General features: G+C 34.1%; 15 protein-coding genes. 10 read left to right on the top strand and 5 right to left on the bottom strand.

Annotation, left to right across the window (positions count from 1 at the left end):
* Positions 1-46 precede the first annotated feature (46 nt).
* From IRZ83_RS13940 to IRZ83_RS19525, 3 genes are all read left to right on the top strand, one after another.
* Positions 47-2719: a beta-1,3-glucanase family protein gene (locus tag IRZ83_RS13940; RefSeq protein ID WP_194569638.1), complete on the top strand. Its 2673-nt coding sequence runs from the start codon at positions 47-49 to the stop codon at positions 2717-2719.
* A gap of 198 nt (positions 2720-2917) precedes the next feature.
* On the top strand, positions 2918-4540 hold the full coding sequence (locus IRZ83_RS13935; protein WP_194569636.1) for a glycosyl hydrolase family 18 protein: 1623 nt from the start codon (positions 2918-2920) through the stop codon (positions 4538-4540).
* 160 nt (positions 4541-4700) lie between these two features.
* The gene (locus IRZ83_RS19525; protein WP_228520698.1) at positions 4701-7577 is read left to right on the top strand and encodes an RICIN domain-containing protein; all 2877 of its coding nucleotides are present in this window, start codon (positions 4701-4703) and stop codon (positions 7575-7577) included.
* A gap of 123 nt (positions 7578-7700) precedes the next feature.
* Here IRZ83_RS19525 and IRZ83_RS13925 read toward each other — a convergent pair whose 3' ends face one another.
* On the bottom strand, positions 7701-8624 hold the full coding sequence (locus IRZ83_RS13925) for a bifunctional helix-turn-helix transcriptional regulator/GNAT family N-acetyltransferase (protein WP_194569634.1): 924 nt from the start codon (positions 8622-8624) through the stop codon (positions 7701-7703).
* Positions 8625-8817: 193 nt separating this feature from the next.
* On the opposite strand from IRZ83_RS13925, the gene IRZ83_RS13920 reads away from it, so the two are divergent.
* Entirely contained in the window at positions 8818-10737 is a 1920-nt protein-coding gene (locus IRZ83_RS13920; protein WP_194569632.1) for a metallophosphoesterase family protein, read from the top strand.
* A 193-nt stretch (positions 10738-10930) separates the two neighbouring features.
* On the opposite strand, the gene IRZ83_RS13915 is transcribed toward IRZ83_RS13920, so the two are convergent.
* Positions 10931-11986 carry a phosphatidylinositol-specific phospholipase C1-like protein gene (locus IRZ83_RS13915; protein ID WP_194569630.1) on the bottom strand — a complete coding sequence of 352 codons (1056 nt, stop codon included), beginning with the start codon at positions 11984-11986 and terminating at the stop codon, positions 10931-10933.
* A gap of 266 nt (positions 11987-12252) precedes the next feature.
* Between IRZ83_RS13915 and IRZ83_RS13910 the strand changes: the two genes are divergently transcribed.
* The 4 genes from IRZ83_RS13910 to IRZ83_RS13895 all read left to right on the top strand — a co-directional run bounded on the left by IRZ83_RS13910 (position 12253) and on the right by IRZ83_RS13895 (position 18917).
* Positions 12253-12777 carry an RNA polymerase sigma-70 factor gene (locus IRZ83_RS13910; protein ID WP_194569628.1) on the top strand — a complete coding sequence of 175 codons (525 nt, stop codon included), beginning with the start codon at positions 12253-12255 and terminating at the stop codon, positions 12775-12777.
* A gap of 83 nt (positions 12778-12860) precedes the next feature.
* Complete coding sequence (locus tag IRZ83_RS13905; protein WP_194569626.1) at positions 12861-13784, top strand: FecR family protein; 924 nt, start codon at positions 12861-12863, stop codon at positions 13782-13784.
* Positions 13785-13858: 74 nt separating this feature from the next.
* A complete protein-coding gene (locus tag IRZ83_RS13900; RefSeq protein ID WP_194569624.1) occupies positions 13859-17143 on the top strand; it encodes a SusC/RagA family TonB-linked outer membrane protein in 3285 nt (1094 codons plus the stop codon).
* Positions 17144-17147: 4 nt separating this feature from the next.
* Positions 17148-18917, top strand: coding sequence for a RagB/SusD family nutrient uptake outer membrane protein (locus IRZ83_RS13895; protein WP_194569622.1), 1770 nt, complete (start codon positions 17148-17150; stop codon positions 18915-18917).
* A gap of 334 nt (positions 18918-19251) precedes the next feature.
* Here IRZ83_RS13895 and IRZ83_RS13890 read toward each other — a convergent pair whose 3' ends face one another.
* Positions 19252-20568 (bottom strand): ComEC/Rec2 family competence protein, encoded by a 1317-nt coding sequence (locus tag IRZ83_RS13890; protein WP_194569621.1) that lies wholly within the window; start codon positions 20566-20568, stop codon positions 19252-19254.
* Positions 20569-21132: 564 nt separating this feature from the next.
* Between IRZ83_RS13890 and IRZ83_RS13885 the strand changes: the two genes are divergently transcribed.
* Complete coding sequence (locus IRZ83_RS13885) at positions 21133-21783, top strand: outer membrane beta-barrel protein (protein ID WP_029272543.1); 651 nt, start codon at positions 21133-21135, stop codon at positions 21781-21783.
* 308 nt (positions 21784-22091) lie between these two features.
* Positions 22092-22466: an STAS/SEC14 domain-containing protein gene (locus tag IRZ83_RS13880; protein ID WP_194569619.1), complete on the top strand. Its 375-nt coding sequence runs from the start codon at positions 22092-22094 to the stop codon at positions 22464-22466.
* Positions 22467-22631: 165 nt separating this feature from the next.
* Here the strand turns inward: IRZ83_RS13880 and IRZ83_RS13875 are convergent, their stop codons facing one another.
* The gene (locus IRZ83_RS13875) at positions 22632-22913 is read right to left on the bottom strand and encodes a PrgI family protein (RefSeq protein ID WP_194569617.1); all 282 of its coding nucleotides are present in this window, start codon (positions 22911-22913) and stop codon (positions 22632-22634) included.
* 33 nt (positions 22914-22946) lie between these two features.
* The gene (locus IRZ83_RS13870; RefSeq protein WP_194569615.1) at positions 22947-23345 is read right to left on the bottom strand and encodes a hypothetical protein; all 399 of its coding nucleotides are present in this window, start codon (positions 23343-23345) and stop codon (positions 22947-22949) included.
* Between the last annotated feature and the right edge of the window lie 15 nt (positions 23346-23360).

Raw genomic sequence — 23360 nt, 5'->3', positions numbered from 1 at the left:
CTTACTATTAATTAAAACCAATTTATTAACCCAAATAAAAAAATCAATGAGGAATTTTAAATTACTAAAAAGTGTTTTTGCGACAGTATTATTTGTATTGCTGTCTAACTTTATGTATGGGCAGGGTCCTATACCGTTTACAATCAGTAATACTTCTACATTTAATGACAGCGAATTATATGTGGCTATTGTGGGTATTGATTACACCACTGGAAATCACGTCTGGGTAAATGCCAAAACGAGTCAGGTTTTGCCAATGAGTTCATCTTATAATACTGTAACCGGACCGACAATTGGCGGAAATACCGGACCGGGACAAAACTCAAAATATGCTGCTTGTTTTACTAAATTGAGCGAAATTCCGAATAAGACTTTTACACTGCCACAAATTGCAGGCTGCAGGGTTTTTATTTCGAAAGGGCAGCAATTGTATTTTTACTTTTTTGGAGCAAGTGGAGCGCCATCGGGATATACTTCACCAAATCCGCTGAATGCTACAGATCCGAATCAGGGAATTTTATATGAAATCATTGAATTGACTAACAATCAATATGGTTTCTTCGGAAATCCTTCTCGAGTGGATTCGTATAAATACCCAATGGGATTAGAATTATTTGGAGCCAATGGATATCAGAAAAAAGTAGGTGAATTAAAAAAGCACGAGGATATTGTTGCAGCCTTCAAAGCCAATGTTCCATCAGAATTTCAAGGTTGTGTCAACGATGCAACGGGAGAAATTACAGCACCGTCTAAAACGCCTGCTTTTGCAGACGGAACAGGAGGAACCAGTGTTGGACCACAAGCTAATTATTTGAAATCTTATATTGATGCAATTTGGAACAAATACAAAAATGAAGATTTGATCTTTTACGCCGGAGATGCCGGAGTTTTTAAAGGAAGAGTTATTGGCGAACAGCTTGAAATGGTTGGGCAGTCTGGAGGTTTTGTCGGTCGTACAGGAAGGGTTCAAAACAGACCTTCGACTCAAGAAGCACTAGAAGGGAAAGGTGTTCTGGACAGAAGATTGGTCGATGGAGATTTAGATCTTGTTATTCAGGCACAATTAACTGCAGCTATAAACAGGCATGTTGTAAATACTACAACTGCAAATCCGGGACAGCAAAATTGGTACGATGCTTCGAAATTTTATCAGGTAAATCCAACGAATCATTATTCTAAATTTTGGCACTTGCCTGGAATAAGCGTTGATAATCTTGCTTACGGATTTGCTTATGATGATGTTGCTGATCAATCGCCATCACTTCATTCGCCACAACCTACTAAAGTTATCGCAAGTTTTGGAGGATACGCAGGAATTGTTCCCGCTGTTCCTGCAACAACAGATGTAATCACGGTTTATAAAGATTGTAATTACACTGGATTTTCTGGCGGATTGACAATTGGAGATTATAATCTGGCACGTTTAAATACTTTAGGTGTTTTAAATGATGATATTTCTTCGCTTAAAATTACTCCTGGTTTTCAGGCAATTTTATATCAAGATGATAATTTTACTGGAGCCTCAACTGTAATTAATTCTGATAATGCTTGTTTAAACACAACGTGGAATGACAAAGTAACTTCTATCAGAATTTTGGCAAACGGAACAACAACTTTAGGAAATCAGACTTTCTTTTTGCAAAATAGAAATAGCGGTTTGTATATGGATGTTTGGAATTCAAGTTTATCTAATGGCGCAGGAATCAATCAAGGTGCTCTTAATTCCGGAAATAATCAGAAATTTACTTTTACACATCTAGGAGACGGATTGTATAAAATTATTGCCAATCACAGCGGACAGTCTTTAGATGTAAACAATTTTAATAAAGCCAATGGTGCGCGTGTAGAACAATATCCATACAATGCCACAACGAATCAGCAGTTTGTACTAGTTTCTACAGGCGATGGATTTTATAAAATTGTAGCCAGACATAGTGGTAGAATTGTAGAAGTTGCAGGAGCAAGTACAGCTTCTGGCGCTATTGTACAGCAATGGGACAATAACAATCAGACTTGTGGACAATGGAAATTAGTTCCAGCTACAACGTCACAGACTTCAGTTTTAATTCAAGCCGAGGATTATTCTGCAATGAGCGGTATTCAGGTTGAAGCTACAACAGATGCAGGCGGAGGCTCAAACGTAGGTTACACAGAAACTGGCGACTGGTTAGCATATAACAGTATTAATTTTCCAACAACAGGCTCTTATTTAATAGAATACAGAGTAGCAAGTGCTGTAACAGGCGGCAGGTTATCATCTGATTTAAACGGAGGAACAATTGTTTTAGGAAATGTGGATATTCCAAATACCGGTGGATGGCAGAACTGGCAAACTGTTTCGCAAACTGTAAATGTGAATGCTGGAACTTACAATTTCGGAATCTATATTCAAAATACGGGAATGAACATCAACTGGATAAAAATTACTAAAGTTGGTGCTGGTTTAGCTGCAAAAACGGCTTCTGCACCAGTTGCCGAAGAAATTCCAGTTGAAACAGCTTTAAATGTTTACCCGAGTCCGGCAGACAGTGCAATTTTCTTTACGACAGATGTTTCTGGAGAAAATGTAAAAATTGTTGATTCTCAAACGGGAACAATGGTTTTATCTCAAAAAATCAATAATAACAGTATGGATGTTTCTCATTTAAAAAAAGGAATCTATTTTGTTGTTTTTGAAAAAGAGGGCAAGCAGACTATCAAACGTTTTATTAAAAAATAGTTTTAAAAACTGATTTTTGGCTTTAAATTTTAGATAATAATAAGTAGTGTTAGTTCTACGAAATTAGATTCCAAATTAATCTAAAATTTAAAGTCTTAAATCTATCCCGTCCCGAAGCTTCGGGATAGGGATTAAAAAAATACAACTCAAAAACCTCCCCATAATTTACGAGTTTATTAATCTATTAAAACAATTATTATGAAAAACAATTACAGAAGAATGCTGCAGAAATGCATACTTATTTTAGTTTTGGGTGTTTTTAACTTAGCAGTAGCCCAAAAAAAAGTTATCGCTTATATTCCAAACTGGATTGATTTAAATGCTTTTTCGAGCACGATTCAATACAGTAAACTAACGCACATCAATATTGCGTTCGAAAACCCTGATGCAAATGGATATCTGACTTTCAATTCAGGAAGCAATACTATTATCAATGCGGCGCACGGACAAAATGTAAAAGTTTTTGTTTCGCTTGGCGGAGGTTCCGTTTCAGAAGGCGGTGCAATTCGCGATAATTATTTTAACCTCATTACACCGGCAAACAGAACTGCTTTTATTCAAAAAATCTACGATTATGTTGTAGCTCATAATTTTGACGGAGTCGATGTCGATCTTGAAGGCCCAGCAATTAACGGAGATTACGGCGGATTTGTAATAGCTCTGGCTAATAAATTACATGCTAATGGCAAGCTGATTTCAGCAGCGCTTTCAGAAGGTTATGGCGGTGCAAATGTACCTTCATCAACTTTTGCAACATACGACTGGATTAATATTATGGCTTATGACGCAACAGGTCCTTGGGCGCCTGGAAGTCCAGGACAGCATTCTCCTTACAGTATGGCAGTAAATCAGTTTAATTACTGGACAGGAAGAGGATTACCAGCAAGCAAAGCTATAATAGGATTGCCATTTTATGGTTATGGTTTTGGAGCTGCGGCTAATCAAGGAATTTCATATGCAAATATCGTAGCGCAATATCCTGGAGCTGAAAATTTAGATCAGGTAGGAAATACAATTTATTATAACGGAATTCCAACAATAAAAGCAAAAACAACTTTCGCGATTCAAAATGCGGGCGGTGTTATGATCTGGGAATTATCACAGGATGCTGTTGGTTCTAAATCATTATTAACAGCTGTTAACCAAGTTATTACAGGAAGTCAGCCACCAGCAACAGGAACTTTGATTCAGGCTGAAAGTTATAATGCTATGAGCGGGATTCAAACAGAAGCAACAACAGATACCGGAGGCGGTTTAAATGTTGGTTATGCAGATACAGGAGACTGGCTGGCGTATTACAATATCAATTTCCCAACTTCAGGTTCTTATGTAATTGAATATAGAGTTGCAAGTGCTGTTTCAGGCGGAAGATTATCTTCTGATTTAACTGCAGGAACCATTCAGCTTGGTGCTGTGGATGTACCAAATACAGGTGGATGGCAAAATTGGCAGACGATTACGCAAACCGTAAATGTAAATGCCGGAACATATAACTTCGGAATATATGTTCAAAATACAGGCTTTAATCTAAATTGGTTCAGAATCACAAAATCAGGTTCAGCTTTAGCGGCAAAATCGGCTTCTACAGATAAGATTGAAAGTCTGACTGTTTATCCAAGTCCTACAGAAGATACACTTTTCTTTTCTGCAGAAGTTTCTGGAGCAGATGTAAGTGTAATAAATTCTCAAGACGGCGGTACAGTTTCTACACAAAAAGCAAATAACAACAGTATTGACGTTGCTGGTTTAAAAAGCGGTATCTACTTGATTTTAGTTGAAAAAGACGGAATCAAAACAGTACGACGTTTTATTAAAAAATAAGTTTTTGCTTTATTGTAAAATTATTTAAACACATAGAAACATGTTTTATTTTTTTAATAGAGTTGATTTTAAAACGCCTCTATGACGAATTATAAACCATGTATCTATGTGTTAAAATTCATAATTTAAAATTGTAATCCCCTTTAACCCCCAAATTAATATGAAAAACAATTACAGATTTCGATTAAGTTTACTTTTATTTCTGGCTTTTGGCTATTTTGCAATGGCTCAGACTTCTTTAGGTTCCAGTAAAACTTTTATGAACAATTTAAAGAAAGAATTGGTAAAATCAACTGCTTCAAAAAGTACAGATAAAACAGTTTTGCTTGAAGCAGCAAATTCAAAAACCTTTACTGGAAAAATCAATTACAAAGAATCAAATGAATCAAGCGAATTTTTAATTGGAGAGATTAAAAATGTTGCAGAATCTTCTTTTTACATTAAAGTAAAAGATAAATCACTCGAAGGTCATATCATTTTTAAGAAAACAAGAGAAGCCTATAAATATTATTCTGATGCTCAAGGAAATGCCTACGTTTCTAAAGTTGATATTAATACACTAGTCTGCATCGATTATAAAAATGTTCCTTCAAATACTGCTAACACAACAAGTAAAACTGCCGCAGCACAAATTGCTCCTGCATTATTAAATCTGCAAAGTTTGCCAGGCGCAGCCGGATGTGTAATGTTAGATTTTGACGGTTATAATATGCCGGCAGGAAATCTTTGGAACAACGGAAATGCCATAAACGCAGCTCCATCAGGAATGAGCGATGCTGATGTACAGCAACATTGGGAAGTAGTTTCAGAAGATTATAGACCTTTTAATCTAAATGTAACGACAAGCGAAGCGGTTTTCAATTCGTACCCAAGAAATAGAAGAATGCGCGTGGTGGTAACTCCAACCAATACTGCAGCTCCGGGAGCAGGAGGTGTAGCTTATATTGGTTCCTTCAATTGGGACAATGATGTACCTTGCTGGGTATTTATTACTTCAGGTAAATCTGGTGGAGATGCCTCAGCGCATGAAGTTGGCCATACTTTTGATCTTGGTCATGACGGACGTACGAATCCAGCTGAGGATTATTTTCTTGGAATTGACGGAACTTCGTGGGCGCCGATTATGGGTGCAGGTTATTACAGACCTGTGGTACAATGGAGTAAAGGTGAATACAATTATGCCAATAATCTGCAGGACGATGTAGCCACAATTGCTGGCTCTAAATTTGGAGTTGGCTATCGTGGAGATGATTATGGAAATACTACGGCTTCTGCAGCAAATTTAGATTATAACGGAAGCGGAGCCATCAATCAGAAAAACGGTATTATTTCGAGTGAAGCTGATTATGACTTCTTCACTTTTACAACTGGCGGAGGAAATGTTTCAATAAATGCTAATACGGTTTCCAGAGATGGAAATCTGCATCTTTTGCTTCGATTGTATAATTCGGCTGGAGCTGAAATGGGAACGTATTGGAATTCAGATCCATTTGCTTTGAATGCTTCTATGAATGTTAATCTTCCGGCTGGTAAATACTTTATTGGAGTTGATGGAAACGGAGCAGGAAATACAGGTTATGGAGGATATTCTGCCTACGGTTCTATCGGGAGTTATTCTATTACAGGGACAATTCCCCCGGGAGGAACTATAGCGCCTTCTACAGATGTAATCACAGCTTATAAAGATTGTAATTACACAGGATTTTCTGGAGGATTGACAATTGGAGATTATAATTTAGCACGTTTAAATTCTTTAGGAATTTTAAATGATGATATTTCGTCTCTTAGAATAACGCAGGGATTTCAGGCAATTTTGTACCAAGATGATAATTTTACCGGAGCTTCAACTGTAATCAATTCAGATAATTCGTGTTTAAATACAACTTGGAATGATAAAGTTAGTTCTATCAGAATTTTGGCAAACGGTGTTACTACTTTGGGGAATCAGACTTTCTTTCTTCAAAACAGAAACAGCGGTCTTAATATGGATGTCTGGAATGCCAGTTTAGATAATGGAGCCAATGTTGCCCAAGGAACAGCAAACACAGGAAACAACCAAAAGTATACATTCACACATTTAGGTGATGGCTTATATAAAATTATTGCCAATCACAGCGGACAATCTTTAGATGTAAACAATTTCAACAAAGCAAACGGTGCGAATGTAGAGCAATATCCGTATAACGGAACTACCAATCAACAGTTTATTTTAGTTGATACTGGAGATGGTTTTTATAAAATTGTAGCCAGACACAGCGGCAGAATTGTTGAGGTTGCCGGAGCAAGTACGGCAAATGGTGCCAATGTACAGCAATGGGATAACAACAACCAGACTTGTGGACAATGGAAATTGATTTCTACAACTGCGTCGCAGACTTCCACTTTAATTCAAGCCGAAGACTATTCGTCAATGAGCGGTATTCAGGTTGAAGCTACTACAGATACTGGCGGAGGTTCAAATGTTGGCTATACTGAAACCGGTGATTGGATGGCTTATAACAATATTAATTTTCCATCAACGGGTTCTTATTTAATAGAATACAGAGTAGCAAGTGCTGTAACCGGAGGAAAATTATCATCTGATTTAAACGGAGGAACTATTGTTTTAGGAAATGTTGATATTCCAAATACGGGAGGATGGCAAAACTGGCAGACCGTTACGCAGACTGTAAGCGTAAATGGTGGAACGTATAATTTTGGAATCTACATTCAAAATACCGGAATGAACATCAATTGGATTCGTATTACAAAAGTAGGAGCAGGAGCGCCAATTGCGTCAGCGAATATTAAAGAAGAGGGAGAAATCAAAGAAGTTGCATTTAATGTATATCCAAATCCAGTTTCTGAGACGCTTTTCTTTACAAAAGACGTTTCTGGAGGAAGCCTGAATGTGGTTGATTCTCAAACTGGAAATGTAATTTTATCTCAAAAAATAAATGACAATAGTTTGAATGTTTCGAATTTGAAACAAGGAATTTATTTAGTTGTTTTTGAGAAGGATGGAGAAAAGACAATTAAGCGTTTTATTAAAAAATAATCTTAACCCATTTGCCATAATGGTTTTTGATACATTAAATTTAAGGTTTTAATGTAGTGGAAGGCTGTCAGAAATGACAGCCTTTTTTTGATAGATTTGAATATTTTGCTAATCAGATATTTATTAAGCATTCAGTTTTAGATCGTAACGTTCATCACGAAAGTTTTTTCCCCATTGATTTATCTCAATAGATTCTGTAAGTGTAAATCCTGCCATTTTATACATTTCGAGCGCTTTATTTTGCATGCTCGTTGTGAGTAGAAAAATGTTTTTAAATTTTTTATCTTGACAGAAATCCAATGCATCAGTTAAAAGTTTTTTTCCTATTCCGAGTCCTCGAAACGCTGGGTCTAGTAAAAACCATCTCAATTGTGCTTCTTCTTTGGTTTTATGCTGGATAGCAACACAGCCAATAATTTTGTTATTATATTCAGCCATCCACAGGCGATCTTTTTCGGGGGTATAATGTTCTAAAAAATCATAGAATGTCTTTATGACATATTTCTCAAATTCATTCGAGAAGTTAGATTCCTTATCGTATAACATTCCGTGTAAATAAATTATATAACCAATATCTCCCGGAGTAATTTCATGTCGGTATTTAATGTCGCTATGAACTAATTTATTGTCCGATAACAAATTCTTTACTACATGCATTGAATTTACCAATTCTAGTTTTTCAGTATAATTCAGCTTTTCTATTTTATTTTCTAACTGATTATCAACTTTTTCATTGAAAGCTTTTAATAACTCATTTCCTAATGCAGTAAGTTCAATATTCAAGGTTCGTTTATCGCTGGTAGATAAAACTTTTGCAATTATATTTTCCTTTAAAAATCGTTTTAATATTCTGCTTAAATAACCTTTGTCAAGACTAAGAATTTCTGATAGTTTTTGAGCTGTTATTGTTTTGCTTTCACCAATTTCATAAATAATTCTTACTTCGGTAAGCGAATAATTACTGTCGAGATAACGTTGGTTTAGTATATCTAAATAGGAAGTATAAAATCTATTAAAGGATCTAATTTCTGATGTAGTATTTTCCATGTTTAAAATTATTTAGCATAATGCAAATATAATAATTTAGTTGCTTTTGTCAACTAAATTAAAATAAAGTTCAGTAAAATTATTATTCCGTAACAATACGATAAACTCATTTCAGCTTTTAATCCATAAAATTGCTTGTATTTAAAAACGTTACCTATTTTAATAAATTACATTTTTCAAAAGCTTTCAACCTATGAATTTAAAATATACTTTCAGATTGATTATACTGTTTTTTGCATTCTTCAATTATACAATTTCAGCCCAAAAACCAGCAAATTTAGACGGAGTACAAGTCGCATTTTTATCAGATGTTCACTTACAGGATTTGTTCGGAACATTTTCTGATAATGATTTTAAGGGAGTTATAAATACCAAAACCGGAAAATATACGTTAATAAGAACAATGGCATCGCAGTTGCATTCGACGAGAATTTTCAATGAAAATTATTTTGCTTTCATTGCAGCCTTAGAAGATATCGCAAAGCGAAAGATAAAATACGTTGCGCTTCCGGGAGATTATACAGATGACGGACAGCCGATACACGTAAGAGGATTAGAAAAAATTTTAGAACAATACAGAAAAAAATATACTATTGAGTTTTTTATCACAACAGGAAACCACGATCCTGTTGGACCATTTGCACAGGAATCTGGCAAAGAAGATTTTCTAGGTAAAGACGGAAAGAGTCAGCCCATTTTTAGCAAAGACGGCATGTATAAGCCGAATTTAACTACTGAACAGCCCGTTGTCATAACAGCCGATATTGCTAAAATGGGTTATCTAGGAATCACAGACGGATTAAAAAACTTTGGTTTTTATCCGAATAAAAAATACAAATTTTGGGCAACTCCTTTTTCAACTTACACGAGCGAAAATTACAGTTATGCAAAAGCAGCTGAAAGTGCTTTATTATCTAATCGAGTGTATAATGTTGCCCCCGGTTATGAAGTTCCGGATGTAAGTTATGTGGTTGAACCAGTTGATGGACTTTGGCTGATGGCCATCGACGGAAACGTTTATATGCCGAAGAAAAATGATGGTGATCCTAAAGATTCTAAAAGTTATTCTGAAGCAAGCACGGGTTATAACAATGTACTTTCAAACAAAAAACATTTAATTAAATGGGTCGAAAAAATTTCGGCGGAAGCCAAACTTCGAGGTAAAACTCTAGTTGCTTTCAGCCATTTTCCAATGATTGATTTTAATGATGACGCTTCTGCAGAAATAAAAGAATTATTGGGTCCAAATAAATGGCAGTTAAATCGCGTTCCGGTTGAAGAAGTAGCGCAGGTTTTTGCAGATGCAGGATTGCAGCTTCATTTTGGCGGACACATGCATATTAACGATACTGGAATCCGCAGGACGGAAAAAGGCAATACTTTGGTTAATATTCAAACGCCGTCTTTGGCGGCTTATATTCCAGCATATAAACTTTTGACAATCAAAAAAGACAATTTGATCGATATTCAGACCATTACAATTGATGCAGTTCCGAGATTCGACGAGCTTTTTGATTTGTATAAAATGGAATATCAGTTTTTGCAAAGTCAAAATGCAAAAGACATTTGGAATGTCGCTATTTTAAAAACCAAAAATTACCACGATTTTACCGATTTTCATTTGAAAGAGTTAGTTCGTCTCCGATTTTTAGCCGATGATTGGCCTTCTTCTTTTAGAGATTTTATTCTAAATGTTTCTGCAAAGGATTTATTGGTATTAGCGAATATAAAATCGGATCAGGATTTGGATTTTATTCTAAAAAACAAAGAAAACTTTCAAAAAGAATGGAATGAAGCAGAAATAAAGTCGGAACAAATTTTAACTCAAAATCAGCTTGAAAAAGAAAATTTCAATTGGACAGGAAATGATCTTTTAATTGACTTTTACCGTTTTAGAAGTGCCGATGAATTGGCTCTTGTAGATGTTGGAGAACAAAGAGTTAAAGAATATAAAATATTGTCAAAGTTGTTTTTAGAAAACTTAAATGAAAAACCATTGCAAAAGCAAATGAAGTTGTTTTTTATCATCTTCAATAAATTCATGCACGAAGTTCCCGCTGATCATTTTACAGTCGATTTGAAGACAGGTAAAGTTAACCGCAAAGAGCGCTAAGGTTTACGCAAAGGGCGCAAAGATTTTTATTTTTGTCATTTCGACTGAAAGGAGAAATCTCACTAGTATATCGACAAAGATTGAAGACTTTCTTTGCGGATTAACGAGTGCGATTTCTCCTTTCAGTCGAAATGACATAGTGTATGTTTCAGGTTTCAGCCTGAACTTGACAACTGAAAAATAAAACTTGAAATTAATTATTAACCGGATCCAATCTCACATAAGTCCCATCATCATATTTAATTTGATAAGGAGAATTGAAGAAGGTACTCGGTAAATAATAATCGGTTGTAATGATTTGTGCGCCAGAATTTTTAGCGGCATTAAAATGCGAATAATCATTTGCGCGTGCTTCTTTTGTATCAGCATCAGCTCTAGTTCTTATAATGTATCCTTTTTTAACTAAATCAGCAATTGCGTGATCTTCTGGATTGTTGCGGAATAAAGTTGCCGCTTCTGGTTTTCCAGGTTCTGCATTAATAAAAACAGCACGTCCTTTTAATGAAGGATGATTTAAAGCATACAAATCTCTTTTGGCTCCATTGTTATCCAAAATAAATAAAAATTTCCCCTTCGCTTCTTTTAGCGTTGGCCAGTTATTATTTAAAACGGCTTCTTCTAAAGTTTTATATTTTCCACGAACCATATCTGGTGTGATCAATTTGTTTCCTAGACCTTTTCGAAGTTCTTTGTCTAAAGCATCAAATAATTCAGGTGTAAATTTCTCAGCTTTTGTACCTAAGAAGCTATCGTCATCTTTTGGCTCCAAAGTAATAAAAACAGGAACGTGATCGGGATTTGCATCAGACCATTTTTTAAGTTCTGCAAGACAATTTTGAAGTGTATAGCAAGATGTTCTAAAATCAATATCGATCATATGAAAAACTTTAAAACCTGGTTTTTTCATTTCTCCTTTTGGATCGTATGCAGTTTCAGATTTTGCAATATCCAAACCTTTTGGGTGCGCATATTTTCCACCTTTAGTATCACCTTGAACATCAATTTCAAGATTTCTTAAACCTTTATTTAATTGTTCTGTAATGCTTATGTGTGTGTATTGCAGGCCTTTCAGCGAACGCGTTGTGTCTTTTGCCTGAAGGGTATTATATAAATCAGTTTCGATCGCTTGGCGGTAACTGTTATGCGACCCGATAACTTGAAGCTGATTAATTTTTAGATTGTCATTTTGTGCCTGAGCATTGCAATTTAGAGCGCTGGCAAGAAATAATGTAAACAGAATTTGTTTCATGATTTGAAAGTGTAAATTTTATTAATACTGAGGACGCAGCAATAAAGAAAATTACCTTTTTTTGAAAACACTAAGTTAAAATCAGTATTTGAATTTTATGTTAGTTAAAGAAAAAGAAATCGCAAACAGATTGTCATTTTTGTGCAAAAATAGTAGTATTAATACATCAAAAAAAATCATTATTTAATTTAAAGATAACCTTCAGGAAAAAAACATTGGCATAACATTTTATTATTTTACATCACCAAACACTACCAAAATAAGCTATGAAGAATCCTGAAGTTTTTGAAAAAATGTATACTGATTACTGGAAAAAGCTAAATGCTTTCTCGTATACGATGACTCAGGATAAAGACTTGGCACAGAATATAGTTCAAGACGTTTTTATCGATTTATGGGAACGAAAAGACGACCTTAATATAAATGCTATCGAGCCGTATTTATTTAGAGCGGTCAAAAATCAGGTCTTTAAACATTATCAAAATAACCGTTTCGACAAGACCATTCTTGAAGATAAATTTGAAGATTATATTATTGATAATTTCGCTTCAATTGATCCAGAATTAATGGATTTGCTTTATTCTTTATTAGACAAACTTCCTGAGAAAAGAAAAGAAGTTTTGCTGATGTATAAATTTCAAGATATGTCAATTGATCAAATTGCAGATGAACTCGGAATTTCGAAACAAACTGTTAAAAATCAAATATCTTCTGCTTTAAAACAATTGCGCGAAGGCCTGAAAGACTTGGCTTGGCTTGCTCCATTTATCATTTTTCGTCAAAATTTTTAAGATAACTTTGTGTTAATGGTTTCATAATATTTCTCAATAGTACGATTTAAAGTTTCTGGTACTTACTGGTAATAATAAGTATTATGATAAAAAGAATCAAACATAGTTTAGAACATCTTGTAGACAAAAGTTCACGAAATAAAACTTCAGGAGCAGAAGAAAATCTATTGAACGATTTTGCTTTTGACCAATATCAGAATTCAAAATATAACGAAGCTTCGATGGGAAATTCAGATGAAGCTTCAAAAAATATATATGACGGAATTCAGCTTCGAATAGTGAAGAAGAAAACCATCAATCGTTATTTAAAATATATGGCAGCTGCCAGTATTCTTTTTCTTGTTGGTTTAGGATTTTTATTCAAACCAAGCATTTCATCAGAAAAGCAATTATCATTTAAAACTTCGTCGATCCCCAAATCTATCAAACTAAGTGATGGTTCGAAAATTTATCTGGCAGCAAATTCATTATTTCAATATCCTGAAAAATTTGAGGGAGAAGAAAGAAAAGTTTCGCTTATAAAAGGAAATGCATTTTTTGAAATTGCCAAAGACAAAAGACATCCTTTTATTATTGCTTCTGGCGAACTAAAAACCAAAGTGGTCGGAACCTCATTTCACATTCAATTATCAAAATTAAAGTGCGAAGTTATTGTCGTAACCGGAAAAGTAAATGTTACATCAAAAGGACAAAGTGTCGATTTAGTTCCAAATGAAGAAGCCTTATTTGAGTCTCAAAAGTTAACCAAACAATTGGCAGATAAAGCTTATTTGGTGAATTGGTACTCGACAGATGTAACGCTTAATCAAACCACTCTTAAACAAGTAATTACCATTTTACAATATAAATACGGCGTTTCATTTCAATTTAAAAATGAGCAAGTATTAGCAACGCCGTTAACGGTATTCATAAAGAAGGACGCAACATTAGAGAATGTTTTAGAACAAATAAATTATATCACAAACCTAAAATTTAAAGTTTATGGCGAAATAGTAAAAGTAAACTAAAAAACAAAAAAGCAGTTGCTGAGAACAACTGCGATTAATAATTAAGTATCGTAAAAAAACCAATAACTTAAATCATGTATTTTAAACTTTCCTATTTAAATCTAAAGAGAATTGTCTTTTTAGTACTGGCGTTACTGGCCATTCAAAATGGTTACAGTAAAACTAATTTTCTTGAAAAATCAAAAGTAAAAAATAAAATAGAAAAAGCAACTTTAGTTTCTATTTTTTCAAAATTGAGTCAGCAGACTGATTATAAATTTAGTTACGGACAGGCTATTATTGCTGATAATACTGTTTATACGGTAAATTATACAAACGAATCCATTGCTTTAATTTTAAGTGACCTTTCTAAAAAAGCTAATTTCAATTATAATATTAATGGCAAATTAGTTTTGATTCAAAAAACAGAAGCGCCAAAAACGATAACTCGCAAAGCAGCTGACAAAATTAAGATAAAAGGAAAAGTAGTTGACGAAAATAAAGTGCCAATTCCGGGTGCAACAATCATGGAAACAAGCTCTTCAAACTCGACAGTTACTAATTTTGATGGGGAATTCGAAATTACTGTTGGCGATGGCAAAACAATCGAAATCTCTTATTTAGGCTATAAAAGCAAAACAGTTGCGGCTCAAAGTGGTTTTATGACCATTCAGCTAGAGCCAAATACTTCTGAGTTAAATGAAGTATTGGTTGTAGGTTACGGAAAACAATCTAAAAAAGATGTTACCGGAGCAGTTACACAGCTTGAAGCAGCAAATTTCAAACAAGGCCCTGTTATTTCTCCAGACAATTTATTGCAAGGAAAAGTAGCCGGTGTTCGTGTAGTTAGCACAAGCGGTGAGCCGGGAGCTGGAGTAAATGTTACCATTCGTGGAGTTGGATCTATCAGAAGCGGGAGTACACCTTTATTTGTTGTAGATGGTGTGCCATTATCAAACGATGATGTAAGTCCTGCAGCAACTAACGTAGGTTTTGGAAGTTCTCAGGCAAAAAATCCATTAAACTTTTTGAACAGCAGTGATATTGAATCGATTACGGTTTTGAAAGATGCTTCTGCGGCGGCGATTTATGGAGCAAGAGGTTCTAACGGAGTTGTTTTAGTTACAACAAAAAAAGGATCTAAAGGCGAAGGAACTTTAACTTTTGATTCGTATACAGGAATTTCGAATGTTGCTAACAAATTAGATGTTTTAAGCGCAGATCAATACAGAAAAGCGATTAAAGACCCAGCATTCGATCACGGAGGAAATACAGATTGGCAGGACGTAATTTACAGAACTGCAATCACGACAAATAATTCACTTTCGTTCTCAAAACAAACAGAAACTGGAAATTACTACGCTTCTGCAGCTCAGATGAATCAGGAAGGTATTATCAGAAACAGTAATTTTAAACGTATGTCGGGTAGAATTAATGCTGCTGAATCGTTTTTAGACAACAAACGTTTGAAAGTAAAAATGAATCTTACTGCAAGTGAAACTAAAGATGACGGAGTTCCCACAAGTGATGACGGTGGTTCTAACGGACAATTGATCGTGCATACATTAATGGCAAACCCAACGCGTTCTGTTTTTGATTCAAACGGAAATTACACCAACTTCAACATGAATGCCCATTATAATCCAGCGTATTTGCTGAGCATTTATGATGACCAAACACGTACTTTAAGAGTTTTAGGAAACTTAGAAGCGTCACTTAGAATTGTTGACGGATTAGAATATAAATTGAATGTTGGTTTTGACCGTTCTACAGCGGAAAGAAACACGACAATTTTTCCAAACTTGACAGATTTGAATCCAAAAGGGAAATATGTTCAAAATAATTTAGATTCTAAAAACTCTTTGATCGAACATTATTTGACTTACAATCTTTTATTAGACAAACACAAATTTGAAGTTTTAGGCGGATTCTCATATCAAAAATTTGAAAGATCAGGAACAGCTTTCAGTATTGACGGTATTTCAAATCAAGGAGTTGGTATCGCACCATCAATAAATCCTGGTTTTGCTGGTACGCAATCTGGAGTTTCTGGATATGCGCAGGAAAATGAACTGCAGTCTTATTTTGGAAGATTAAATTATACTTTCAACGAAAAATATCTTTTGACGGCTTCTATGAGAGCAGATGGTTCTACTCGTTTCGGAAAAAATAACAAATACGGTTACTTTCCTTCATTTGCTTTAGGCTGGAATATTTCTAAAGAAAGTTTCTTAGAAAATGTAGAAGCTTTGAACAATTTAAAATTAAGAGCGAGCTGGGGTCAGACAGGAAATCAGGAAGTTGAAAATAAAATCACACAGGCAAGTTATTCATTATCTGGAGCTGACGGATATTATTTGTACAATGATTTGAATTTGGTAAACGGAATTTCAGTAAACAGAACGCCTAATCCTGATTTAAAATGGGAAGTGGTAACACAATATAACTTAGGTTTGGACTTTAGTTTTTGGAATGATAAATTCTACGGAACTTTAGATTATTTCAACAAAACAACAACTGATGCAATTTTGAATGTTCCTTCACAGGCTTTGAGTCCAACAACTACAATTTGGACAAACATCGACGGAAAAATCATCAATAAAGGTTTTGAATTTATGGTAGGATCAAAATTAATTGATCACAAAGATTTCTCTTGGAACATCGACATGAACGGAGCAACTTTAAACAATAAAATTGAAGATTTGCCAGTTTCAGAAATCTTGACCGGAACTATTTCAGGACCTGGACAATCAGGCGTAAATGCAAATATCTACAAAAGCGGTTACGCTGCAGGTTCATTCTATTTATTAGATCATATTGGTTTTGATGCAAATGGCGCTAATATCTTTAAAGATCAAAACGGAGACGGAAAAATTGACAACAGCGACAGAATTATTATCGAAGGAGCGCTGCCAACATTCTACTACGGATTTAATAGTGATATGAGATACAAAAACTTTTCGTTTTCTTTCTCTATCATCGGTCAAACGGGAGGTTATTTGTTGAATAACACAGGATTGAATGCCTTAAACATAAACAACTTAGCATCTGACAGAAACGTTGCTACAGGTTATTATGAATCAGGTGCAAATGCTACGAACTCTCCAATTTTATCGACTCTTTTCTTAGAAAAATCAGATTTTATTAGATTGAATACAGCTCGCGTTGGTTACAATTTTGATTTAAAAGGAATCAATTGGCTAAACGGATTAACGCTTTACATTACAGGACAAAACTTAATTACGATTACGAATTATTCTGGTTACGATCCTTTAATCAACAGTCCGAAATCAAACGGAGGAAACCAATCAATTGGTATTGATTACGCTAGTTATCCAACTTCTAGAACATTCAGTTTTGGAGCAACTTTAAAATTATAATATTATGAAGACAAATACATTTTTTAGTATAAAATTAATCACATTATTCTCTTGCATCTTTTTATTTGCAAGCTGTACAGATCTTGACGAAGTTGTTTTAGATGAAGTATTAGGAGAAAATGCTTCTAATCCTGCTGGAGCTTTGGCGGCGGCTTACGACAGACTTGGAGATGGAACTTTTGTAGATCACGGAGGCGTTTTTTCTTTACAGGAATACACGACAGACGAAGCTATTTTGCCAACTCGAGGAAGTGACTGGGGAGATGGAGGAAAATGGAGAGACATGCATGAATTTACATGGAAATCTGACAATGCAATTGTGGGAGACAACTGGAATAAATTAACAAACGGAATTACGCGTTCATTGACTGCAATTCAGTCTGCTGAAGAAAGTTCAATTCCGGAAAAGAAATTGTTTCTTGCTGAATCAAAAGCTCTTTTAGCGTATTACTTATACACGACTTTAGATTTGTACGGACAAGCGCCATACAGAGATCCTTTAAATCCAAATGCACCTTTGCAGATTTTAAAAGCAGATACTCAAATTGATAAATTAATTACAGATGTTGAAGCTTTATTGCCTGATTTGGCAGATGTTGGTCAACAGCAAACGCACACAGGAAGATTTACAAAACAGGCAGCGTATGGTTTTTTAAGTACGATGTATTTGAATCGTGCTGTATTTAAAGATCGTTTTAATGCTACTTCAAACTTCAATTTTAATGAACCTGCAGTAAGCGGAGGAGGAACAGATATGGATCGTGTTATTTATTACACTTCATTGTTGATCAATTCAGGAAAATATACTTTAGAAAGCAATTATTTTAAAAACTTTGCAAGAGATAATAATACGGGAACAGAGCTTATTTTTGCGATTTCTCAAAAGATAGATTACATACGAAATGGTTCAAACAGTTTCGCTTATGTATGTATGGAACGTAACCAAAGAACATCTGCAGCAAACAGAGGGACAAATGCTGCTTGTACAACTCCAGAATTTTACGCTACTTGGGATAATAATCATGATGATCCAAGATTTAATCAAGCATATCAATACGCAGATGGAACTTGGTTTACAAACGACGGAACAACTCCAAGTGTTCCTGCAACAGATATTGTACCTAAAAGTGCTAATTTGCCTTGGTTCCACTTTACAAGAGGAATTGTTGCAGGACCACAATACGGACCAATATTATTGGCTTCTGGATCGTTAGAAATGGTTAATGGCCGTATCAAAGTTTCTCCATTGTATATGGAAAAAAGCACTACAACCAGAATGGATTTTACACCGTCATTAACATTTAAAAATCCTTCTCAAGCCGTTTTTGCTCAAAACGAAATCAATCAAGGTGCTCGTATTTTTAAATATGAATTTGATCCAGAAGGAGGAAACGGTAACAGTAATGTTGATATTCCATTGTATCGTTTAGGTGGAATTTACACCATGAGAGCAGAAGCGTATTTCAGAAAAGGAAATACAGCTTTAGCAATGGATGATTTAAACAAATTGCGTACCAGCAGAAAAAGAGAATCATTATATGCAAGCGCGCCAGGAAAAGCACTAACATCATTAGATGTTACACAATTGTATAACGATATAGGTTTCGAATTATACTGGGAATTATACAGAAGACCTCAAATGATTCGTTTTGGAAAATTTGATTTGCCAGGAACTGCTAAACCTGCTTCTCAGCCTTTCAGAAGAGTTTTCCCAATTCCGCAGTCAACGATAGATGTAACGAAAGAGTTTACACAAAATCAAGGATACAATTAAGTTTGTGTTAGTTTATTTTTTATTTTTTTACAAAAAGCCTGTTTCGAAAGAGACAGGCTTTTGTTTTTTTGTTTAAAGTTGCAGGTTCAAATGCGACTTGAATGGAGCTGATTTTTAACACATGGTTGGCAAAGATTTTTTAATTTAAATTGTTTTTACAAACATAAAAGACCCAAAGCTTTGCGAACTTAGCGTTTCTAAAAATTAACCTTTATAAAAACCTTGCGAACTTTGCGGTTAAATTCACAACAAATGGCAAACCTGAAACCTGAAACCTGAAACTTTAAACCTGAAACCTGAAACTTTAAACCTGAAACTTGAAACCTGAACCAAATCAATCATTAAAAAAACTCTGTTCGTATAAATCCCAAACGCTTCCGCTGCTTACAGCCTCTTTCATTTGTGCCATGATTATATTATCGCCATCGCATCTTAAATTAATCATTCCGTATTTTATTTTGGTTGAACTGTCAGAAACAGAACGTGCTAATTCGGTCGAAAATACAAGAGGTCTTTTAGATTTCGTATATTTTCCTGCACAGCCAATAGCATCAGCTCTTGGGTGCGAATACGATTCATTGTCTCCAGAGGAAATTACCGTTGCATACGGATTTACCTTATTCATAAAATCGGTTGTAAATTCAGAAGCTCCATGATGACAGGATTTTGCCACGTCAACTTCAAACGGATTTGTATTTTGATAATGCTTGAGCAAATGATCTTCTGCCGGAATATTCAAATCGCCTCCATATAAAAATGAACGGTTGCCGTAGGTAATTTTCAGTACAATGCTATGACCGTTAATGGTGTGCGCTTCATCATCAAAATATTTATAGGCCAATTTGCCATTAATTTGTGAAGTTACAGGGCCTAGAACCTCAATCTTAAAATCTTTAGCATTAATGTTTTTTACAGGTATTGCACTTGTATGATCAATTCGCTTAAAACTATCGAGTCGGCCTTGAAGTTTGGCATTGTTTACAGCACCGAGAAATTTTTCCTGTAGATCGAGCATACCTCCTTTAATTTTCAAAGCGTTAAATTCGTCCAAAGTACCAAAGCAGGTTTCTAAATAATATTCGCCTTCGTGTTTGAATTTTTTTCCGAGTTCAGAATTGTATTCTAATTTCGGAAAATTGATTTTTTCATTATTGAATTTTGCTATTCCGTTATGAAAAATAGTTCCCATCGTATAATGTTCATCATTAATAATATCAATTAATCCTTGATAATGATCCTTATCAAAATGACTTACGAATATGTAATCAATATGAACTTTTTTGTTATTGTCAAAGTAATATTTGTATTGCCATTTGCTTAAGTAACGGCTTAAATTATCATTTGGTCCTCCGTCAATGATAATTTTTAATCCGTTTTCATCATTTCCAACTTCAAGCAAAGCACCGTCTCCTTGTCCAACATCAACATAAAAACATTTTAAGGAAGGCGAGAGGCCAATACAAGTTTTATCAATCCAGCCTTCTTTGCTAAAAGCATACACTTTTTGCCAGTTTGCATTTTCTTCGGGTAAAATTTTAACGAATGAACCCATAAGAATCGTGTTGTTTTTTGATTTAGGTTTTCCATCTGTTCCAATATTTTTATAAACATCAGCATAAAGACTGGTAATAACTTTGTAAACGTCTGCCATAATAATTAGGATTTAAGTTAATAGATTTAATTCATTTGTAATGAATAAATTTTTGGTTATGTAGTATTAATACTATTACAAATATATGTAAATCAATCACATAGAGGTTATTTTTGTAAGATTTTTTTTGTTTCGAACGTGTTATTAATTGACAAAAAAGCACACTAAATGGTTTCATTTTATAATTTGAAACCATTAAAATTCAATATGCCATATGTCTGTTTTTATTTTATAAATAGCTTTGAGCCAGTTTTATATACAAGTGAAAAAGTCTATTATAAAACAAGAATTAATTAAAATTCTTATGGTTTGTAGAATTGATCTTCTTCATTTTACCAAGAATTAATTTGCCTAACTAAAAAGCAAATTCATGAAAAATAAATTACTCACCCTAAGGAGTACTTCTTCAGTGCTAAATATTTCCTGTAATAAAAATTTTCGGCGATACTGCAACCGAAAGATTCGTGAAATTTAATTGATGAAGACTTGATTTAATTTAAAACAAAAGAAGAAGTTTTAATAATACTTAAACCATTTATTAAACAAATTAAAAAATCAAAAATTATGAAAAAGTATCATGTATTATTCGTTGTTTTTTTCTTTTCGCTGGCAATGTCAGCCCAAAGTGCCCAGTCATTTTTGCTTAATTTATATGGAGGTTATACCTTTTCAGACAAAGTAGATTTTGACAATTCGTATGCAAAAGTAGAAGACGGTTTTGAGTATGGATTAGGTCTCGAATATTTTTTTATTGACAACCAATCAATTGAATTAAAATATAACAGATTTGATACAAATATGCCTTTGTACACAAAGATTGCCCTAAATAACGGTACCATTCCTCCTGGGACTCAGCTTAATGCCGGAGATGATAAAGGTGCAATTAATTATATATTAGCAGATTACACCTATTATTTCGGATCAAGTTCTCAAAAAGCAATTCCATTTATAGGAGCCGGTGCAGGGATTTCGATTCTTGAAACGCCACAGAGCGGCAGTGGCACTTACTTTGCCTGGGAAGTTAAAGCAGGTGTAAAAGTAAAAACTAATTCGCCATTGTCAATTAATCTTCATGCATATTTGCAATCTATGTCGGCAGCAGTTGGATATGACTATTATTGGGACTACTATTTTGGGCCATTAGCAGTTACTGATTATGCATCAACATTTCAATTTGGACTTGGAGCTTCGTTAAGTTATGATTTCAGTAAATAAATAAAAACAGATAAAGGAGTTTCAATATCAAAACAAAAATTATGGAAAAGATATTTTTACTGCTCGTACTTGTATTATCCCTTTTTTAATATCTACTTCAAAAAAATAAAAGAATGAAACGCCAACTGATATTTAGTAACTCATTGTCTCAGTAAATTAGAGTCTAAAAAAAAACATAGTTATTTTATAAAAATAGGTTGAGATGATATAAAGAATCAATCGTATTCTTGAACTATTTTTGATAGACAATTATTAAAATGCGAAATCATTTTAACCGTCCTTACTAACTTTCAAAAATTAAAAATATCATGATACATCAAATTGACACAGCAGATAATATAGTTGCTTTTAGAGCATTAGCAGAAGTAACAAAAGATGATTTCCTTACTGTAGTAACTCCTGCGGTCGAACATTTAGTAAAACAAACTAATGAAATTAATTTTTTGCTCGTTCTTGACACTGATCTTGAGAACTTTAGTGCCGGTGCATGGCTTCAAGATGCGTTACTGGGATTAAAACATCTGGGAAAATGGAACAGAGCTGCGATAATTACAGATTCGGAAGAAATTATTTCTTTTACAAACGGATTTAGTTATGTGGTTCCAGGAGAATTTAAAGGTTTTAAAAAATTAGACTTTAATAGAGCTTTAAATTGGGTTGAAGGAAATATTGAGGTTAAATAAAATACCGTAGTTTAAGACTAGTCTTTAAACCAAACATACAAATATAAAAAAGGCCTATAGAGATATAGGCTTTTTTGTTGGAATTTGGAATTTGCATAAAAAAAAGCATTTCTAAATAGCACAAGTGTGATTATAGAAATGCTTTCTTATAATTTTTATTCCGTTTTAATGATTGTATTCAATACCGCTATGGTGGATATCTTGACTTGTAGCTGAAATTCTATTTTTGTATTTTTTGTAAAAAGCAGAAGCTAATAAAGGAAGTGCAAGACTTGCAACAAAAGCGCCTGTTTTATTTTGGCCAGCCTTTTTTAAGACTGCTCCAATTACTAAAGTACTTACTCCAGCACAAGCCAATTGTTTAACTGATAAATTTAATGTTTTATTTTCTAAAGCTTCAGGAACAATTCCGTGTAATAATGGGTCTATGAAATTTAAATTTTCCATGATTGTAATTTGTTTGATTATACTTAATTATATTTATGAAGATAGTTTTTCACTATCTGTTTCATTTTCTATTTTTTCAATTTCTACCTTTTCTTTTTTTATAGCCTGCCTAAGCAAAGCAAAAAGACTCATATAGGCATTTGCTACAAATACCAGCGAGAACCCTGCCAAAACATAGCCTCTCCAATCATTTAACAAAAGTTTATATTCGCATAAAAACAAAAATAAAATAGTTATGTAATGGCTAAAACAATACTCGCAGGTAAATAGATAAAAAACTTTTCTTGATAATAAAAATCGGTCATTTTTTGAATGGTTTACGCACCATTCTCGAGGTTCTTTAAAAATTTCTTCATGCGTAACAGTCCAGCTTATACATGCTATTGGAATAGCTAAAATAAATAACCAGATTATTTGTGTTGTAATTTCCATATACTTTTGCCGTTC

Source organism: Flavobacterium sp. JLP, assembly GCF_015350755.1.
GTDB lineage: Bacteria > Bacteroidota > Bacteroidia > Flavobacteriales > Flavobacteriaceae > Flavobacterium.
The sequence above is the reverse complement of the archived record's forward strand: the minus strand, read 5'-3'. Positions and strand labels throughout refer to the sequence as shown.